The sequence below is a fragment of the Paenibacillus tritici genome (genome assembly GCF_013204885.1).
GTDB lineage: Bacteria > Bacillota > Bacilli > Paenibacillales > Paenibacillaceae > Paenibacillus_AQ > Paenibacillus_AQ tritici.
In genome coordinates this window covers 316,123-336,429 of the sequence record NZ_JABMKX010000009.1, presented here as the reverse complement: position 1 = coordinate 336,429, position 20,307 = coordinate 316,123, and the positions used below count along the sequence as shown (strand labels likewise).

The following is a 20,307-nucleotide window of genomic DNA, read 5'->3' as shown; positions in this document are numbered from 1 at the left end:
CAAAAGGGGCTGTCCCAAAAGTGGATTTTCTACGGCGGAAGACCGTTCTCTTCATTCTTAATGCCACAAAAGTGAGCAGAGCAGCGATTCTCCCGTTATTGGAGGATCGCTGCTCTGCGTTTTTGGTCATTGGCGGCTTGCTTCAGCAAATTATGAGCAAGGGAAAGCCATCCGACCTCAAGCGTCACTTTCTCCATGCCGCGAAGCAGAAATCGCCGGAAGCCCCGGTTATTCTTCAGTTGTCCAAATACACTTTCCGGTTCCGTCATTCGGCGTACGGCCAAGGTGTAACCTTCTTCACTCTGTAGAATTTCACGCGCCTGTTTCTGGTATCGCAGCCGTTCCAGGTTGACGACCACTTCCCGATTTCCTGCCGCTTTCGTGCAACGCTCCTTTAGGGGGCAGCCTTCACAGGAGCTCTTCGGTAATGCCGTCTGCGAATTTCATAGCCACTCTCTAGGGTCTCCTTGCTTTCCCTGTGGAAATGCAGCCTGTTCCCAGCTGGGCACGTCCAATGATCCTCGGCTGTATCGTATGTCCAGTTTTCGATTTTACCCACATTCGCTTTCCAGACTTTAGTCTTTTCCTTGTGGTAGCTGCCGTACTTCACCACCGCCTGTATCTCTTTCTTTTCCAGATAGGCGTAGTTTTCTTCACTGCCATAACCTGCGTCTGCAATGACTGTCTTTGGCCATTTCCCGAGGATTTGTTGGGCTTTTTCCAGATGCGGCTCTAAACAGCGGGTGTCGGTCGGTCTTTGATGTATACTGTAGGTTAAAATAAATTGGTTTTCGGTCCCGATTTGCACATTGTATCCCGGTTTCAGTTGGCCATTTCGCATGTGATCTTCTTTCATCCGCATAAACGTTGCCTCTGGATCGGTCTTGCTAAAACTGTTCCGGTCCCCAAGCAGCTTTTGATATTGTTCGTACTTCTGCAGTCGAGGGAGCAAATCCTTACGCAACTTCCGAACCGTCTTTTTTTGGGGCTTGTCTTTCGGTTTTTCGGCAAGCTGAGCTTCAAGCTTTTGCACGGCTTGTTCGAGTTTCTCACTGTTCATTTCCGAACCCGTGCTGAGTTCAGCCAGATCTTTGCCCGGGTTCTCTTGTTCTTCCTGCTCTTCCGCTGCCTCAATGTCAGCGAATAGGGCCTGTACCTTATCTTGCAGTTTCGCTTTGTGTTTGCTGACCGCTTTGCTCCAGACAAAGGTGTAGCGATTGGCATTCGCTTCGATCTTAGTTCCGTCCACAAAATAATGCTCCAGAGAAACGTATTTTTCGTCCGCCAAAAACTGAAGCACGGCGGTAAATACCGTTTCAAGGACATCCTTCATCCGCTGGGAACGGAAGCGATTCAGCGTGCGGAAGTCGGGTCGCTGCCGTCCGGCCAGCCACATGAAGGGAATGTTCTCCCGGACCGCTTTGGCGATTTGGCGAGATGAATAGATTCGCTGAGTGTAAGCGTAGATGATGACTTTGGTGAGCATTTTAGGATGGTAGCTGTCACGGCCGCCGCCGGGATAGGCCGCGTCAAAAATGGCGTTGTCCAGCCGATTGGCGGCGGCATTCACGACGCGAACGAGGTGATTTTCCGGGATATCTTCCTCCAGATCCATTGGCAAGCAAAGTTGGTCCATGGTATATTGAATGTACAAAGAAACCTCTCCTTTGAAATGGTTGTGTGGTAACTCCATTTTAACAAAAGAGAGGTTTCTTTTTTTGCGTTTTTATAAATATTGTCGTCCATTTTCCGCTTAAACAGCGGAGAGAACGGAACGATTGTGTAAAAGCGATAGCGGTCGCCTTGGTCTCCGGATTTTCACCGCTAAGGGGAATGAAAAAAATCTGGAGAGCACAGCGATTTGAACAACGGTCCGTTCGCGCAGCGTCCACCCAATTGCTCACGTTGATTCTACTTCAAAACAAAGGGCTGTCTCAAGCAGCCATTTCATGGCTTTTGGGACAGCCCCTTTTAATTCTGCTTATTATGTCTTTCTGATTTATTTGTTATTGATAATAACAGTTCATATATGTTTTATAAAGGATCCTCTTCAGTTAAATAGAAACATCCGCAAGTTTAGTTCTACCGTATAATACTAAAATTCTTGTACTATGATAAAATAAAATTTTTAGCATAAGCAGTGATTTTATCTGTTAACTTCACAATTTACAAGTAAAGGAGTTACTAGCATTAGAACAAAGCAATTAATAATAAATAAGCAGTAGGTCTCAGTTTGAGTAATCATCTTCCCTATAAACCTAATCAATAACTGTTCAGTAATCACATGATGAACTAAAAATATTACATAGTGATTACCTACTTATTATTTTGAAAAACTTCTGACCGACAAACAAAGCTGAAAAAGTATAACATTTACTTAGGAGTGAAAAGATCAAGTAAAATATAATATTGCAGCACAAGAACCATTCCCCAATTAAATAATAATTAGGACCAGATTAATTAAAATAGCCATCCATTCCTATGACACTTAAAAAACGTCCTTATAGGCGCAGGGTTTAAAGAATAATATATATTACTTTAGCAAACGCAATCCAAAACATAGACTCCGATCCTTCCAATACTTTGCAATTCATTTTCGCCTTCCATAATCACTTCTAAATATATCCACTTAATATCAAGAATTTCAATATAGCATTTTCGAGAAATGAGTGCCTATACAGTCCACTCTTTTTCATATACCTGATTCGAGAGATATATGTTATTCTCGGTGAACAGAAACATAATATTTTATTATATTCCTCAGCTGACATACTATCTCCAAAACAAGTCATAAATTCCTTTGCTTGATAGTAGAGATGGCGGCTACTTCTGTTAGTTGAATAACTTCGCCACTTTCTCCGAAAGAAATCCAACCAGCCTCTGTCCCCACCTACTAAATTATTTTGATGCTGGCGATATAATACAGAAGGTTCCTTATCATAAAGAACCTTTCCAAAAACTGATATACACAAATAAGCCCACCAATCATGCATAATTACATATTGATAATCTGGATTTCTGGATAACAGCACATCCCTTGCCTTATTATTAAAAGCAGCAGTTGTTCCTACTACTACATTATCTACAAGAGCATTATTAAAAGATGGGCGTAAATTTGAATACCGTGGCCAAATCTTATGTGGTTCTAAATTAAAATCGGTTAGCATCGTAGATGTAAAATATAACAGTGGAAGATTATCATCTTCATTTTCCATAGCCGATACTGCCCTTAATATTTTGTGTTCCAACCAAACATCATCTTGATCACAGAACGAGTAGTATAAGCACATAGGATCAGAATGTCGCAGAAGTTCAAAAAAACTTGCTTTTGCACCAATATTTCTCCCGGTAAAAAAAATAATTTTCCCAGGATACTTTTCCAAGCATTTTTCAATATAGGGAACTGTATTGTCTTCTGACCCATCGTCTCGAATCAGCAATTTAAAATCACTAAAAGACTGGCTCATTATACTATCGATCTGCTCTTCTATGTATTGCTCTCCATTGTACGTCGATAGAAGAATCTGCATATCCACCTTCCATCGCCTCCTGATATGGTCTAGAAATGCTTTAAAGTCAAACTCACTTAACTAATACACATATAGTTTATAGTGTACCTCATAATACTTGGGGTCACAATCCTTAGATAATACTTAAACTTCCCAAAATTATATAATTGTTAAATGATACAGTTGCTTGCGAGAATAATATCTTAGTGATACCATTGATCTAGTTTCGCTTAATGGGTTAATTTTTGCTTTTCTAATACAAAAACCCAAAAACAAGCGGCTTTTATTATAAGATTTCAGGAGGTTTAAAGAATATAATGGAATATACAGGTGAAAGATTTATTCCTGAAAATGATGGTGTAGAAATTGAAGCTGAACATGTTCATCGTTACAAATCAATTACTAATGGCTTGAAGAATTTAAAAGTTTTAGATGCGGGTTGTGGCACTGGTTATGGATCTTTCTTCATGTCTCAGTTTGCTAAAGAAGTTACCGGTATTGACATCTCTGAAGAGACTATTGAGTGGTGTAAAGAACACTATACAGATCAAGGAAATTTAAATTTTAAACAAGCATCCCTTGAATCATTACCATTCGAAGATGCTGAATTTGATTGTATAGTTAATTTTGAAGTTATTGAGCATGTTGATGCCAATATTCAGAACTTATTCTTGAAAGAAGCCAAACGTGTACTGAAATCAGATGGGATATTAATCATGTCAACTCCTAATAAATTGATTTATACAGATAAAAGCGGATATCGTAACCCTTTTCATTTATCCGAATTCTATCCTGAAGACTTTAAACTATTCTTGAAACAAGAGTTCGAAAATGTAAAAATATTCAACCAATCTTTACATGTAGTTTCCAATATCCGAGATGAGTCACAAAACGAAAAAAGAGTAAGAGTTATTCAGAATGAAAGCATCGATAATGAAGGAAAGTACATGATAGCGTTATGTTCCAATGAACGTGGAGTAAGTTCTCCTTTTGATTTAAGTTCCGTTTATAAGTATGACTCTGTTGCAGGAATAAATCTAGCCTCTTTGTACGTCAGTGACATTGATAATTTTTATTCACAGGAACATAAGCAAAGTGCAGCACTCATCACTGATACAGGAAATAATTTCTCTCTTTCCTTTGATATTTCTCAAATTCAAAATAAAAATAAATTCAGATTTGATCCTGTGGAAAATTGCTTTTGCGTCTGCAATATTGAAGCTATACTAACGGATGGTACTATTGATTCTATCATTCCGCTTAATGCACTTAAGTATTATAAAAAGGGGTTCTTATTCATGAATATTGACCCTCAATTCGAGATAAAAGGGGATTTTGATAGTGCAACATACTTTACGATTAAAGGATACTTTAAAATCTTGACTCAAATTGAAATTAGTGAGGTTGTTGACGATCTCTATAAGCAATTGATGGAAGCTGTTAACAAGTAAGGTTTGTTTAAAATATACGTAATTAATCTTATACTCTTAATGGTGGTGCAAAATGCAGATTAGTATAATTATAGCAGTATTTAACAGAGCGGCTTTATTACCCGATCTACTAAATCATTGGAGAAACGTAGACGAACATACTAAGTATGAGTACGAACTCATATTTTCAGATGACGAATCTCATGATAACTCTGTAGACATTCTCATGGATTGTGAAGATCTCCCAATAAGAGTTCTTAAGAATAGGCATGGCGGAGCTGCGCAAGCGCGAAACCATGCTTACCAGTATGCCAATGGAGAAATCATTATTTTTACAGGTGATGATATCTTTCCAACTCCAAATTTTATCAATGAGCATTACGAATCTTACCTTAAACTTGGAAATGATTATGCAACACTTGGCTGTATTGAATGGCGTGAGGGAATAAAAATGAATCATCTTATGAAGCATATTACCGATATTGGGTGTGAGCAATTTGGCTTTGTGGGTATGAAACCATTTGAGGTTATAGACTTTAGACACTTCTATACTTCAAATATAAGCGTTTCACGCGAACAACTTCTGAAATTGGATAATTTGTTTGACCATTCCTTTAAGAAATATGGTTTTGAAGACGTTGATCTCGGTTATCGGTTGCATAAACTTGGTGTTCAAATTGTATATAATCCAAATGCTTTGGGTTATCATGATCATATTTATGATAGTGTGGAGAAATTTTGTAGGAGACAGAAATCCGCTGGTGAAGAGTTAAATACTTTTAAAAGTTTACACCCTGACTTAAGCGCAGATGAAATCAAAGTAGACATTAATGAATTCCATACTAAATTCTACTCTTATGCTTCAAGAAATAGCCACGTAGATTTCGTTGGAGATATCGGACGAATTTTAATTTCATTCATGATGAGTTGTACAAAAATCTTTGAAAAAATATTAACAAAACGAGATTCAAGCAAATTAAAACAATTGTGTTCAAAATTTTATGCTGCTATCTTTAGTTATTATATGTATTTAGGACTTGCTGAAGGTTATATTGATTTCAAGCCAAAAAAAAGCAACGCTGCTAAAAGGTTTGTTTTTCGTTATTTGTTTTTTGGAAGATCACAGATATTTTATGATTTAGACAATAATTTTTCCGAAAATAACTCGTATACCTTTAGAACAGCAGGTGAAAAATACAATTATATTAATGTGATAATCCCAAGCGAATTTTTGGGGAGATTGCGCTTTGACCCATTGGATCAATACTGCAAGTTAAAATTGATGGATGCACATGTGTGTTTAGAAGATGGTACTAAAACACCTTTAAATTTTTGCTTTAATAATGCAAAGGTTGTGCACGGGAATTTTTATGATTTCTCCAACCAAACAGACCCTATACTTATAAGTGACCCACTGCCTAGTACCACAGCATCAGTAGAAATAAGGTTTGCGATTAATTATCTGTTACGGAAAAAGATATCATATTATATCAAACAAACTTTACGTGCATTAAAAAAAGGTTCCAAAAAAGCTATTAAATTATATAAAACTAAAGGCAAAAACCAGAACATACCCTCAGTACATCAATTACAAATTAACAAGCAGGTTAGCGATAAAAAGAAACTTTGGATTACCATTAAAGGTCCTGCAGAAAAGGATGTTGCCTCCTTGGTGGAATCTTACCAAAAAGCTTGTTTATTTTTAAGAAATGTTCACTTTGACTCCTCCTCATGTTCATCAGAGGATTCTTTAGAATATATTTATGAATTCACCAATATTGATCATTCTATGGAAGCTAGCCAAATGCTCAATAGTCTTTTTTGTTTAGTTCAATATCACTATGATTTTGTTATTGTATCAGACAGCCTAAAGGAATTCCCCATAATTAACGGATTTTCTCTAAAAGACTCAACAATTTTGGCAAAAAGTCTAGCTCCTTATGACACTTTTATAAAGGAATCACCTTCTTCTACTGGTAGACATTTAAGGATTCCTGGAAGCAAACAAATCAGTAATGAAATAAATTTAACTTTGCCCATTCCTAATATAAAACTATTAGGAGACTCAGAACTGTATGTAAATCAAGCGCAGGAATTATTATGGAATGATCATTTTGTTATAAGTGAAATGAAAAAGACTAAACCCCTTGTTCTTGTTTTGCCAGTGTTTATGGCTGTTGGGGGAGTTGAACGAAATACAATTGATATTATGGAACGTTTGAAAGCAACATATGATTTCATAGTAGTGACTTTTGAACGCCATCGAACAGAACAAGGAAGCCTTTTTTATCAGGTTGCTGACATGGGAATAGATTACTATGATTTAGCGGAGATTTCATCCTTTAATCACTATCTTAAACTACTTGAAATATTAAAGTCATCATACAAACCAGATCTTCTTTGGATTTGTAACAGTTCACCTTGGATGATGGAAAATAATAATAAAATTAGAAGGATTTTTAATGATGCAGGAATTATTGTCCAAGATGTTTATGACTATGAATATGGCTGGATTCAGTACTACAATCAACCGGCAATTCATTCATATGACCGATTCATAGCCATCAATCAAAAAATTCGCAATAAATTTATCAATACTTACGGCATCAGTGACAAAGATATTGACTTGGTCTATCCTGCTGTAGATAATTATAAAATTCTCCAAATGTCCAGGGGATCCTATTCTCGAGAAGACGAATTGATCAAATTCAATCTTGATCCTAATAGACACTATTTTACTTTTATAGGTCGATTTACTGAGCAAAAACAACCACTAAAAGTCCTAGCCCTGGCAAAACATATAGTTGAGACTTACGAGAATGTAGATTTTATAATGGTTGGAGATGGGGAATTATCATCAAAAGTTTCAGAAGCTATCAGTAAATCACAAAATTTAAAAAAACGCATCCATCGTATCAGTTATATCTCTGACGTTCCAGGCTTTATAAGAGCAACTGACGGGCTAATTATTGCGTCAATTTATGAGGGGCTACCTATTGTTACGATTGAAGCCATGTGCGTCGGAACACCCGTATTTTCTACTGATGTAGGAGATATATCTTTATTCGTTAAAGATCAGCAAATTGGTTTAGTTTCGGAAAGTCAAGAAATCAATATGCTAGTAAACTCTTTTGATGAATTTTATAATAACTTGGATTTTTATAAAAATAATTTAGCAACGAAATCTGCTGATCTTATTGATTTCTTTTCTTCTGAAAGAGCAGCTGAATTAATGAATCAGTCTTTTCAAAAAGCTTTAGATAAATATATCTCAAAGATATAAAAATAAAGGAGAGATTCACATTTTTAATTCAGTTCGTGGCATTTGGAGAAGCAGACAATTACTTTACAATATGTCCAAAAGCGATTTTAAAAGTAGATTTTCCGGATCTTATTTCGGTGTTGTCTGGGCTGTAATTCAGCCCTTAATGACAATATTAATTTTTTGGTTTGTTTTTCAAGTTGGCTTTCGGGCGCAGCCTGTTTCAAATGTCCCTTTTATATTATGGTTAATTGCAGCAATGATTCCTTGGAATTTCTTTGCTGACGCGATTATCAATTCAACCAGTGCATTTACAAGCTATTCTTTTGTTGTTAAAAAGATGGTTTTCAAAATTGGTTTATTACCTCTTGTAAAAGTAACAGCTTCATTTTTTTTGAATATTGCTTTTAATGTCTTACTTATTTTGATTTATACCGCTTATGGTCATTTCCCAGGAGTTCAGCTAATTAGTATTTTGTATTTCAATATTTGTCTTTTTGCCTTTGTTACTGTGATTGCATATTTAATTTCGACAGTCAACGTATTTTTTAGAGACACCACTCAAATTGTAGGTATATTACTGCAGTTTGGAATATGGCTCACTCCTATAATGTGGCAGGAGTCTACAATTCCTGAAAAGTTTAGATGGCTAATAAAACTCAATCCTATTTATTATATTATCAATGGATACCGTGAAGCTTTAATTAATCACACTTGGTTTTTTGCTCATCCAAGACAGACACTTTATTTCTGGACCTTAATTATTGTCATCGGAATCATTGGAATTAGTTTTTATAAACGAATGAAATCTCATTTTGCAGATGTACTTTGATAAAACAAATATTAATCCGGTTAATGCAAGGAGTTGAATATTTTGGACCGTCTTATTAATGTAGAGAATATATCAAAAGTATATAAACTTTATAATCAGCCCATAGATCGCATAAAAGAAGTTTTAAATCCAACTAAAAAAAAATATCACCAAAAATTTCATGCAGTAAATCAGGTGTCTTTTAGTGTTAATCGTGGAGAAACCGTTGGGATTATTGGAAAAAATGGATCTGGTAAGTCTACTCTTTTAAAAATGATAACTGGAGTACTCACACCTTCTTCAGGACAAATTGAAGTAAACGGTAATATATCTGCACTCCTTGAACTAGGAGCTGGCTTCAATGGAGATTTATCTGGATTTGAGAACATCTATTTAAACGCTACATTACTGGGATATAGCAAGGAATACGTTAATGACAGCCTGGCGAATATACTCGAATTCGCTGATATCGGTGAGTTTATCCACCAACCTGTTAAAACCTACTCAAGCGGGATGTTTGTTCGCCTCGCATTCGCAGTGGCTATAAATATTAATCCAGAAATATTAATTGTTGATGAAGCTTTAAGTGTTGGCGATATGAGATTTCAGCAAAAATGTTATCGCAAAATTAGAGAAATTAAAAAGACAGGAACGGTCTTGATGGTTAGCCATGATACAGGGGCTCTAGCCAGTTTCTGTGATCGTATCATTTGGATGGACGGGGGGCGTATCTTTAAAGAAGGGAGACCAGATAAAATACTAGATGAATACCAGGCTTTCATGAGTTATGACATTAAAGAGATGCAGTCAGTCACTTCATATAATGTGAAGAGTGAGGAAACAGTAGAAGTTAATCAAACAAACGCTCAGGCCTTTGGCAATGGTGACGGTTTCTTTGAGACTCTTCAACTTATTAATCTTGATACTGGTAGAGAGTCTGTTACTGTTAAAGGCGGAGATGTAGTAGGTATTGACTTCACGATAAAAATCAAAAATGAAATTGATATGCCCATTCTGGGCTTCACTCTTAAAGATGCCCTTGGAAATTCAGTGATTGTAACCAACACTCATTTTGAAAAAGTATTACTTGAACCTTTAAAAAAAGGCCAAACCTATCATTATCAATTCATAATGGAATTTCCCCACTTGCGTAATGGTAAATATTCGCTTGATATTGCATTAGCAAACGGAACTTATCAAGCTCATGAACAAATTCAATGGATTAATGATGCGTTAATCATTGTTGTTAGAGACGAACGACCTTATCAAGAAGGACGCGGATATTTGGTCCCAACTGGAATTGAACTTAAGAAAATCTAACTGGGGGAATTTTTTATGTTCTTCAAAAAAAAATCAAGTATTAGTGAGGAATTAAAAATTTCAGTAGTCATTCCTCTTTATAACCATGAGAAATTTATAAAAGAAGCTATTCAAAGTGTCTTGAATCAGACTTATAAAAACTTAGAATTAATTATTATTGACGATGGCTCCCACGACAATTCCTTTAATATCGCTCAAAACTTTAACGATGAACGTTTAAAAGTGATTTCACAAGAGAATAGAGGCGCGCATAATACTATTAATCGTGGACTTGACCTCGCCACAGGAGAATTTTTAACAATTCTAAATTCAGATGATGTGTATGAGAAAGATCGACTAAAACAATGTATTGCTTATCTTCTTCAAAATTCTAATACCCACTTAGTAAGCACGTATATCAAAGTTATAAATGAAACAGGGAAACATCAAGGTACAAAAAAAGGTTGGAAAAACATGGAACCTTGGAGTGTCCCAAATAAAGCAAAATCTTTTGCTAAAGACAATAATTTTGTAAAAAATCTACTTATGTCTAATTTCATTTCTACAACAAGTAATATGGTATTTACCAGGGAGCTTTATAACGCGATTGGCGGAATGAGAAATCTACGTTTTGCACATGACTGGGATTTCGCACTTAGAGCTGCAGAATATGGGAAATGCGCTCTTATTGAGAAAGCCTTAATGGGCTATCGCATCCATGGGAACAATACAATTAGCTCTAATAGAAAACATATGCTTTTTGAAATATGCTGGATTTATGCAGCTAATCTTCACCGTTTTGAATCTACTCATATCTTCAAAGGGAATTCTATACTGGAATTAGAAGAACTCAGTGAATCAATTAATTTACAAGGAAATGATAAGTTACTTTGGATTTTACGTTCATATTTTGAAGCGGGTAAGAAGCGCGGAGAGGAGAATCCAGAGTTAGAAATTTTAGATAATACAGAACTTCGGGAGTCCTTGTTTAAATATATTATTGAATAATAACGATAGTGAGACAACAGTGTCCCCATAAACATCTTTAAGAGATGCAGGAGCAGCAAATCACCACGCAGCTTCCACATCTCTTTTTTAGAGTTTATATTTAAGTTTTAGTTAGCTAAGCTTAAAGCATTAGTCCGGCTTTATGTCTGCAGACCGATTTGCACCACACAATCTAGAGTACAATAGCATTGGGTGAGATAACCTGTAAGTAATACATCAATTAAGAAGTCAATATTCATTTTGCAATACGCGAGTAACACAAATTATCAAGTAAGTCCGTATCGTATATTAAAATTCGAAGCTACTATCGACGCTTAACAGGTGGTCTGATAATTATGGATATGTTAAAATATCCAAGTACCTAAAGAAAAAGGAGCTCATAACGTGTCGAAACCAGTATACGGTAAAAATGCGGTTCAGTCGAGAAATGTTGAAAAGATATCCAGTTACATATGGGCTTTGGTGATTGGGTTCATTGTTTTTTTAGTCTGGACCCCGTTTCAAGTGGGATTATTTAATGGGCAGCAGATTGACTTTGAGAAGCCAATTTATATGTCCTCGCTGCTTAGCAGCCTGTTGTTGCTGTTGTGGATAGGCCTATACTTCACCAAGTTCAGGCTAGAGGGACAGCGTGATGCGCTGGCTGTGACCTCGCTGCTGTTGCCTGCAACCTACGCGTTGTCGCTTATTGGCGCTGCTTCGCATTATATGGCGATGAACCTGCTGTTTGTTCAGAGCATGTATGTCGCAATATTCATTATAGCGTTATATTTGCTCCAGCAAAAGCAACTAAATGTTGTCATTCAAAATGCTATTCTGGCGATTGCTTATTTCATCGTCGGTTTCGGTCTGTTAAACTGGCTTGGCAGTTGGAAATTCGCGGGTGGGCTGGTAGGCTGGTTCTCGAATACGGTGCGTGGTGATAAATATTTGGATGCTGTCATGACGGACTCTAACGGGCTGCGTCTGACCTCTATTTTCCAGTATGCCAATACTTATGCCGCCTTCCTCATGGCCTTCCTGTTCGTGGCGGTGTATGCCTTGGTCCGCTCCAAAAAGTGGTACGGCATGCTGACCCACAGCTTCATGCTGGTTCCGATTATTGTATCTCTGCTGCTGACCTTGTCCCGTGGGGGACTTGTTATGCTGCCGGTAGTGTTCATCCTGCTCCTGCTGTTCTTGAAGCCTGCACAGCAGATTCTCTGGATTATTCATCTGGCGATATCCGGCCTTGCGGCTCTGCTGGTTACCAACCCGCTAACTACACTTGGCACAGAGTTAAATACGGCTTATACCTCATCAGCTGCACTTAAGGCCTGGGCCTATCTGATTGGCGCCTCGGCAGTTGTTGCCGTACTAGGATGGTTGATTCAACGTTATATTGCACCATGGCTGTATGGGAAGCTGGGGAGCTCAGAATCCCGCAAATTCACCGGAATGTGGATTCCGCTCGGCTCAGTCGTAGCTGTGGCTATCGTTGCTTTCCTGCTTATCGGAACAGGCTTGAAAAGTGTTTTACCGGATAATATCGAGACACGGCTGGAGAACATTAACTTTAAACAGCATAGTGTACTCGAACGGTTCACTTTCTACAAAGATGCCATGAAGGTTGTGAAGGATTATCCGATTCTCGGATCAGGCGGCGGCGGTTGGGCTTCCTTATATGAAGAGTACCAGAACAACCCTTATATAAGCCGTCAGGTTCATAACTTCTTCCTACAGTATTTGATCGAAGTCGGGATTGTCGGGTTCATTGTTTTTATGGGCTTTATCGGATATATTTTCTACAAATACATTCGTGCCTACCTGAAACGTGACAAAGATGAGTTCAATAACGGATTCTTCTTCTACATTATTGCGCTGTCTATCCTTGTACACAGTCTGCTGGACTTTAATATGAGTTACGCATTCATGGGTATTCTGGTCTTCATCGGTTTGGCTGGTATGGGCGCTGTAATGGATAACAAACCGTTCCGCCAGAGCTGGAACAAAACAGGGATTCGGATGGGTTACATGGCTGTCCTGACCATCGGGACGGTATTTCTGCTGTTCCTGTCGATCAGTTATATTGGGTCCAGCAATGCGGCGCTGAAAGGCAAAAATTTAGTTTCGGTTAGTACTTCCTACGAGGAGATCAAGACACCTCTGGTTAAAGCATTAGATGCCCGTCCATACCATCCGGAAGCAGCATTATACCTATCTACTCTTGACATGCAGGTATTCAAGCAAACCCAAGACGAACAATATCTGGCTGAAGCGTCCAATGTATTGACTCGCGCTTTGAAAGATGAGCCTTACAACAAAAATCTGTTGGCTCAATTGGCCAGCTATTACGATCTAAAGGGCCAGCCTGATATGGCATTGGCAGTATATAGTGACAATGCCTACAAGTTCAACTGGGATATTACATGGTATGAGTCATTGATTAACCGTGCTCAGACGCTTGCTGCGGCAGCTAATGAGCAGAAGGATGAGGCCAAGAAACAGGAATACCTCGCCGCTGGACTGGATGCGTACAAGCATGTTTTGGATGGCATAGAGCATTTGAAAACATTGCCGCCTGAGCAGTTGCAGGGCCGTCCGTTCTCGGTTACACCTACGATGGCATTGAACGCTGGCAGACTCCAGTTACTAGCAGGCGATGATGAGGCTGCAGCCGCTGCCTTGAAAATGGGCTTCAATGATCAGTATTCTGATGTCATTAATAGCGCAAGTCTCTGGGATACAAACTGGTATAGCCTGCTAATTACGCGCACATACGACCTGGCTCAACAGGCGTACACTCAGAAGAACGATGCCGATAAGACACTACATTTGGAGATCGGACAGATAGCCTACAGACAAATATACACAGATCTTCATGCGAAAAATATTCCACCTGCTATTACGCTCAATGCTGGAAAAATTCAAGTTATGTCTGCACAAGAGCAGCCTCCAGCACTACAGACGGCCATATCCACCTTAAAGTCTGGATTGAGTGAGGATTACAGTGATCCAACTAACCGTGAGATTGCACGTTGGTACTTAGCAGCACTTGCAAAATCAGGAAGCGACCAAGATCAGGTGGTCTACGGAAAACTGATTGCAGCAGATCCTGCCGAAGCTGATCGGGTGAATGAAATTGTTAGCACTAGCTTTAAGAACCTTCAATAACAAAAAAAGCGAGCTACTGTCTGAGTACAGTAGTTCGCTTTTTTAATACTATTTGGTGAACAGCCGTTCTTCCTGCTCAATAACTTCCTTCAGATACTCTAACAGCCCTTCCTTAAGCTCCTCATGCTGAAGTGCGTAGTGAATGCTGGTCTGGATAAAACCCATCTTCTCGCCGACGTCATGCCTTCTGCCTTCGAAATCATAAGCAATAATCCGCTCTACTTCACTTAAACGGGAAATCGCATCTGTAAGCTGAATCTCTCCGCCTACACCTACCTGCTGTTCACCCAACATATCGAAGATACGTGGAGTCAGGATATAACGTCCCAGAATCGCCAGGTTGGATGGAGCATCCTCACGCTTCGGCTTTTCTACAAGGCGGTTGGCTTTATATACACGTTCCGCTAGTTCAGATCCGTCCACTACCCCGTAACGGGAAACCTCTTCCCAAGGCACCTGCTGGACACCCACAATGGAGGATCTATATTGATCGTATACTTCGATCATCTGCTTCAGGCAAGGCTTGTTCGACTCCACAATATCGTCTCCTAGCAAGACTGCAAATGGCTCGTTACCGATAAATTTCCGGGCGCACCAGATGGCATGTCCGAGACCGCGCGGTTCTTTTTGACGGATGTAGTGAATGTCAGCCATCTCGGAGGATTTGCGCACCGATTCCAGCAGCTCCCACTTCTGCTTCTCTGCCAGATTGAATTCCAGTTCGAATGAATTATCGAAATGGTCTTCGATTGCTCGCTTGCCTTTACCTGTCACAATAATAATATCTTCAATCCCGGAAGCAACCGCCTCCTCAACAATATATTGAATCGTGGGTTTGTCTACGATGGGCAGCATTTCTTTGGGCATCGCTTTGGTCGCAGGCAGGAAGCGGGTTCCCAGACCGGCAGCAGGAATAATCGCTTTACGGATCTTCATCTCATGGCTCCTTTAACAGATATACTCATAATCTCAATTATAACAGTTCCTGCTGATTTTGGGCAGTATACTGAGGCAGGGACAAACAGGGACGGAGCGCTCTGGGTGAACACCTGACGTTGACGGTCTCATTGGATGTTGATATAACAGCACTATAACAAGTACTTTGTAGAGGAGGATAGCCATGTTAGACCTATCCAGTCCGATATGGCAACAGCTTCACGGCCCTTTTGGTTCGGCTGAAGCGGTCCCTGGCTTGTTGCAACAGTCGCAGAAAGACTATACCGCAGAGATTAAAGATGAGCTCTACTGGGAGCATCTGTACCATCAAGACACAATCTACAGTAGCACCTACACCGCGCTGCCATATTTGTCGGAGCTCGCCAGGCAGTCGAATGATCCCGAAGTAAAATTGGATATCTACGTGACTTGCGGAATCTTCGTGGCAAATCAGCAGACCGCTTCCTGCTGAATTTGCACACCAGAACCCGCCGCTTGCTGAGGAACTTGTACGGGAGATTTATACAGCCTACCTCATCGCTGTTGAACATCTGGGCAAGCTATCAGAAGAAATCTTCCGCTCTGCAGAAGCGGCTCAAAAGGATGACCAGGAGAAGCGATACATCCTCGCCGCAAATGCTGCTTACCGGGGAGATCGGGCAGTTGCAGGTATATTACTTACCTATTCGGAAGGCGACGAGTATATGGTCGGATGCCCGAGCTGTTATGAGGAAATGTATATTTGGCCGAATGAGAACAGCCCCGGGATGACCGCCTATTCTGACGACCCGGTATTCAACGGCAAGGAGAATGGTCAAGGCGTTACGCCTTCCGCGCTTGGCAGCGTCAGGCCGGAAGACAGCCCGTTAGCACGCCTATGGCAAGCAGCTCATGCCATCAAGAACGGTCAGCTGATGGAGCAACTGCCCTATCTCTGCGGTCTTGTGTCCTGTCCGGCCTGTGGTAAAGCTTTGAACATCTGGCCGGAGCTGTTGCCGCTCTAAGGGAGAACTGGTGGAAAAAAGAATTGGCGGGATATAGTTAGGGATACAAAAACAAGCCCGGAAGAATCGGGAGCCATCTGGTTGGATGGCCCCGGTTTCTGCCGGGCCTGTTATTATGGCCTTAGCTGATTGAGTGCATGAAACGTGCGAAAACAAGTCCACCCTCAGGGGAATGGGTCTTATACACTTACTTCGCATTAACCAACTGCCCGCGTGTAACCCCAAGCTGGTTGGTAGCCTTCAGGCTTTTCCATACCTGCGTACCGGAAATTTCACCACGTAAAGCGCGGCTGTAGAGGCTAATGACCTCTGCTACCTGCTCGGGTGTCTCCTCCAGGAACTCTACGCGGTAAGAAGATACTCCAAGCTCACGGAAGTGATTCAGGTATTCTGCACCGGACTGCTCGACAGCGTTATAGACGGTATTGCGGCAGCCTTCGTCTACACGAACGGGATGGGACATGCCGATCCGGTCCTGTAGTGAAGCACGCTGCTCCTCGCATGGACGGCCACAGTTAGTGTAGTCAGTGCCTTCACTCATGAAGGTACAGTAGACACAGTGTTCCGTATGGAACATCGGCAGATGCTGGTGGATGACAATCTCCATACGGGAGGTGTCGCTGTGCCCCAGCAGATCGACCATCTGCTGAATGTTCAGGTCATACGACGGTGTGACTTTGTCGCAGCCGGCATCCAGGAACAGATCTACCGCTTTGTGATTGGCGATATTCAGCGAGAAATCGCCAATCAGCCGGGGATGCACAGCATCCGGGTGCTCCATCCGGTGGCGCAGGTAATAATACAGCGCACCGGTGTTGCGGACCAGCACAGCATCCGGCTTAAGCCGCAGGATGTTGGCATGGTAGCCGTTCTCGTTCGGCATATGGATGCGCGGTGTCGCCAGCGTGATGCTGGCTCCTGCCGCCCGCACAGCGTCTACTGCCGCCGGGAACTGCTTGATGAACTCGAAATCGGCGTAAATACTGGTTACGCCGGCTTCGAGCGCAGCCTGCACCTGCGGCAGGCTGCGGCACAGCGCGGTGAGCTCCGCTTCACCGCTGAGCCCGACCGCGCCATCTCCTGCAGCGATGGCGCTCTCCGCGGCGCCCCTGCGGGTAGCACCGCCGTAAACCTCGACCTCCCGTTTCACATACACGGGAGGCTTCGGGCGCTCGCCCGCAAGCAGCTCAACCGCCTGGCGGCGGATGCTGTTCAGCTCGCGCATGGGCACGATCACGTCCCCTTGCAGATGCGACTCCAGCGCTTCAAGCTGGAACAGGGTTCCGCCCAGGCGGCCGAATTGTTCTTCCAGCAGCGCGGTATCCATCGGACGCTTCTGCGCGGTCTCCAGCGCCAGCTCCGAATCCACACGGACGGTAACGTTCTTCTGAACGTCCGTCCACCAGGTCGTCAGCTTCTCGCCTACGCAGCCCTGCACTCTCACATGAACCGGGAATACCCGGTACGGCTTCTCGGTCTCGAACGACTGGCGCAGCGCCTTGTCGAGCGCCGGATCATTCGTCTTCCAGATACGGTCGCCCACATGCAGGCGGCGCAGATCGACGTCATTACGGCCAGGCACGATGTCGATAATCCAGCCTTCCCCGGCTTCACCTTCCAGCTTGACGCCCTTGCGGCGCAGATCGTAGACACGGCCGCCTTCTTCCTTCTTCGTCGGATCTCCGGCATCGAACACAATTCCATCCCCGCGCTTAAGCGGAGCATGAATCCGGCAGACCACACCATCCCGCAGGATTTGCTCAACCGTGCCCATGAATACCCCACGGCTTTTCGGGAAGGTGCCATCGACTAACTTCTTATTATTGGTGCCATCCAGGAAACCATGAGTGAAGCCCCGCGAGAAGCTCTGCTGCAGCTCACGCATGTCCTCCTTCGAAGTCGGCACCCAGTTGCCGTCAAAATACTTATCAATCGCCTTACGGTACTTACTAACCACATTGGCAACGTACTCCGGGGTTTTGAGCCGGCCTTCGATTTTGAACGAGGTCACTCCCGCTTCAATCAGTTCAGGCATCAGATCAATGGCGGCAAGATCCTTCGGAGACAGCAGGTAAGTCACATCGCCCATCGGCTTCACTTCCCCGTCTACCATCAGATCATACGGCAGACGGCAAGCCTGGGCGCATTCCCCGCGGTTCGCCGAGCGTCCGCCCCACATTTCAGAGGTTAGACACTGACCCGAGTAAGATACACAGAGCGCACCATGCACGAAGACCTCCATCGGCAGGCGGGCTTGTTCGCCAATCGTGCGGATTTGCTTCAGATTATTTTCACGGCCGAGTACTACACGTTCCAGCCCCCACGGCTTCGTGAATTCCACCGCTTCCGGCGAGGTAATCGTCATCTGTGTAGAACCATGAATCGGGAAGTCCGGAGAGATCTCACGGATCATCTTCACCAGTCCCAAGTCCTGCACGATTACGGCATCCACACCGGCGTCCACGCAGGCATCAATCAGTTCCTTGGCATCCGGCAGCTCATTCTCGAACACCAGTATATTAAAGGTCAGGAACCCCTTCACTCCATAGCTGTGCAGAAACGCCATAATCTCCGGCAGCTCGTCCATACGGAAGTTGTTCGCTCTGGCCCGTGCATTGAATTTCTCTACGCCAAAAAAGACAGCATCCGCCCCGTTCGCCACCGCTGCACGCATGCAGTCCCAGTCTCCCGCCGGAGCGAGTAGCTCCACATCTTCTCTGCGTATTTCTTGCTCTTTCATTTATATCCTCCCAAACCGCCTGATCGGCGGGTCATTTACAGCTTTTTAACTTATTAATTGTATCAAATATCACAGTTCTCTGCCAGTAAAATAGAAACACTTGGATTTTCTAATCATCTCTGAGCCATCATAATGCAAGCCTGTCTTCTTGCTTTAATAGACAAACCAAGAACAACCAGCGTAAAATATGAATGGATAAGCATAAATAACGCAAAAGATCTCACGGTTCCCAAAATTTATATGTGGCAAAAGGAGAGTTGAAACATTTATGAAAGGCATTATTCTTGCGGGAGGAAGCGGCACCCGTCTGTACCCCCTCACAATGGTGACCAGTAAACAATTACTGCCGGTCTATGATAAACCCATGATTTATTATCCTCTGTCTACACTGATGCTGGCAGGCATCAAAGAGATTCTTATAATTTCTACCGCTGAGGATACACCCCGTTTCGAGAATTTACTCGGTGACGGCTCCCAGTTCGGCATCTCGCTGCAGTACATTGTCCAGCCAAGTCCGGACGGGTTGGCACAGGCATTTATTTTGGGCGAATCATTCATCGGTGAAGACTCTGTGGCTATGATTCTCGGAGATAATATATACTACGGAAACGGCATGACCAACATCCTGAAAAAAGCCGCGGGGAAAACAAATGGAGCAACCGTGTTCGGTTACCATGTGCCCGATCCTGAACGTTTTGGTGTGGTGGAATTCGATGGAGACGGCAAGGTCCTCAGCATTGAAGAGAAACCGGAGCATCCAAAATCCAATTATGCGGTTACAGGTCTGTACTTTTATGATAACCGTGTGGTTTCTATCGCTAAGGAAGTTAAGCCTTCTCACCGTGGCGAGCTGGAGATCACCTCGATCAATGAAGCCTACCTGAAGCTGGATGAGCTGGATGTCGCCCTGCTTGGACGCGGATTCACCTGGCTGGATACCGGAACACATCAGAGTCTGGTTGACGCCACCAATTTCGTTAGAACCATTGAAGATCATCAGGGTATTAAAATCTCTGCACCTGAAGAGATTGCTTATATTAACGGCTGGATTACACAGGAACATTTGCTGGAATGCGGACATAAACTGAGTAAGACCGGCTATGGCCAATATCTAATTAAGGTGGCTACAGGAAAAATCCAATTTTAAACCATAGA

General features: G+C 42.1%; 12 protein-coding genes and 1 pseudogene. 9 read left to right on the top strand and 4 right to left on the bottom strand.

Features of this window, described 5'->3' with window-relative positions; genetic code table 11:
* Positions 1-95 precede the first annotated feature (95 nt).
* A pseudogene (locus HQN87_RS18205) lies at positions 96-1,654 on the bottom strand (IS1182 family transposase).
* Between the two features lie 961 nt (positions 1,655-2,615).
* Complete coding sequence (locus HQN87_RS18200; protein WP_254075555.1) at positions 2,616-3,530, bottom strand: glycosyltransferase family 2 protein; 915 nt, start codon at positions 3,528-3,530, stop codon at positions 2,616-2,618.
* Positions 3,531-3,826: 296 nt separating this feature from the next.
* Between HQN87_RS18200 and HQN87_RS18195 the strand changes: the two genes are divergently transcribed.
* From HQN87_RS18195 to HQN87_RS18170, 6 genes are all read left to right on the top strand, one after another.
* The gene (locus tag HQN87_RS18195) at positions 3,827-4,960 is read left to right on the top strand and encodes a class I SAM-dependent methyltransferase (RefSeq protein WP_173136298.1); all 1,134 of its coding nucleotides are present in this window, start codon (positions 3,827-3,829) and stop codon (positions 4,958-4,960) included.
* A gap of 52 nt (positions 4,961-5,012) precedes the next feature.
* Positions 5,013-8,222 (top strand): glycosyltransferase, encoded by a 3,210-nt coding sequence (locus HQN87_RS18190; RefSeq protein WP_173136296.1) that lies wholly within the window; start codon positions 5,013-5,015, stop codon positions 8,220-8,222.
* Positions 8,223-8,292: 70 nt separating this feature from the next.
* Complete coding sequence (locus tag HQN87_RS18185; protein ID WP_173136294.1) at positions 8,293-9,033, top strand: ABC transporter permease; 741 nt, start codon at positions 8,293-8,295, stop codon at positions 9,031-9,033.
* A gap of 42 nt (positions 9,034-9,075) precedes the next feature.
* Entirely contained in the window at positions 9,076-10,332 is a 1,257-nt protein-coding gene (locus tag HQN87_RS18180; RefSeq protein WP_254075540.1) for an ABC transporter ATP-binding protein, read from the top strand.
* 15 nt (positions 10,333-10,347) lie between these two features.
* Positions 10,348-11,319 (top strand): glycosyltransferase, encoded by a 972-nt coding sequence (locus tag HQN87_RS18175; RefSeq protein ID WP_173136292.1) that lies wholly within the window; start codon positions 10,348-10,350, stop codon positions 11,317-11,319.
* A gap of 384 nt (positions 11,320-11,703) precedes the next feature.
* On the top strand, positions 11,704-14,472 hold the full coding sequence (locus tag HQN87_RS18170) for an O-antigen ligase family protein (RefSeq protein WP_173136290.1): 2,769 nt from the start codon (positions 11,704-11,706) through the stop codon (positions 14,470-14,472).
* Positions 14,473-14,520: 48 nt separating this feature from the next.
* On the opposite strand, the gene galU is transcribed toward HQN87_RS18170, so the two are convergent.
* The gene (gene galU, locus HQN87_RS18165; protein WP_173136288.1) at positions 14,521-15,408 is read right to left on the bottom strand and encodes a UTP--glucose-1-phosphate uridylyltransferase GalU; all 888 of its coding nucleotides are present in this window, start codon (positions 15,406-15,408) and stop codon (positions 14,521-14,523) included.
* A 184-nt stretch (positions 15,409-15,592) separates the two neighbouring features.
* On the opposite strand from galU, the gene HQN87_RS18160 reads away from it, so the two are divergent.
* Both HQN87_RS18160 and HQN87_RS18155 read left to right on the top strand, forming a co-directional pair.
* Positions 15,593-15,880, top strand: a complete 288-nt coding sequence (locus tag HQN87_RS18160) for a hypothetical protein (RefSeq protein ID WP_173136286.1) — start codon at positions 15,593-15,595, stop codon at positions 15,878-15,880.
* A gap of 262 nt (positions 15,881-16,142) precedes the next feature.
* The gene (locus HQN87_RS18155; protein WP_173136284.1) at positions 16,143-16,412 is read left to right on the top strand and encodes a hypothetical protein; all 270 of its coding nucleotides are present in this window, start codon (positions 16,143-16,145) and stop codon (positions 16,410-16,412) included.
* A gap of 187 nt (positions 16,413-16,599) precedes the next feature.
* Here HQN87_RS18155 and HQN87_RS18150 read toward each other — a convergent pair whose 3' ends face one another.
* Complete coding sequence (locus HQN87_RS18150; protein ID WP_173136282.1) at positions 16,600-19,152, bottom strand: U32 family peptidase; 2,553 nt, start codon at positions 19,150-19,152, stop codon at positions 16,600-16,602.
* Positions 19,153-19,420: 268 nt separating this feature from the next.
* Here HQN87_RS18150 and rfbA point away from each other — a divergent pair, with 268 nt between their 5' ends.
* Positions 19,421-20,299, top strand: a complete 879-nt coding sequence (rfbA, locus tag HQN87_RS18145) for a glucose-1-phosphate thymidylyltransferase RfbA (protein ID WP_173136280.1) — start codon at positions 19,421-19,423, stop codon at positions 20,297-20,299.
* Positions 20,300-20,307: the final 8 nt, after the last annotated feature.

Coding starts and splice junctions, on each gene's coding strand:
- HQN87_RS18160 (WP_173136286.1), top strand. CDS start 15,593: ATGTTAGACCTATCCAGTCCGATATGGCAACAGCTTCACGGCCCTTTT.
- galU (WP_173136288.1), bottom strand. CDS start 15,408: ATGAAGATCCGTAAAGCGATTATTCCTGCTGCCGGTCTGGGAACCCGC.
- HQN87_RS18200 (WP_254075555.1), bottom strand. CDS start 3,530: ATGCAGATTCTTCTATCGACGTACAATGGAGAGCAATACATAGAAGAG.
- HQN87_RS18195 (WP_173136298.1), top strand. CDS start 3,827: ATGGAATATACAGGTGAAAGATTTATTCCTGAAAATGATGGTGTAGAA.
- HQN87_RS18175 (WP_173136292.1), top strand. CDS start 10,348: ATGTTCTTCAAAAAAAAATCAAGTATTAGTGAGGAATTAAAAATTTCA.
- HQN87_RS18190 (WP_173136296.1), top strand. CDS start 5,013: ATGCAGATTAGTATAATTATAGCAGTATTTAACAGAGCGGCTTTATTA.
- HQN87_RS18155 (WP_173136284.1), top strand. CDS start 16,143: ATGTATATTTGGCCGAATGAGAACAGCCCCGGGATGACCGCCTATTCT.
- rfbA (WP_173136280.1), top strand. CDS start 19,421: ATGAAAGGCATTATTCTTGCGGGAGGAAGCGGCACCCGTCTGTACCCC.
- HQN87_RS18185 (WP_173136294.1), top strand. CDS start 8,293: ATGTCCAAAAGCGATTTTAAAAGTAGATTTTCCGGATCTTATTTCGGT.
- HQN87_RS18150 (WP_173136282.1), bottom strand. CDS start 19,152: ATGAAAGAGCAAGAAATACGCAGAGAAGATGTGGAGCTACTCGCTCCG.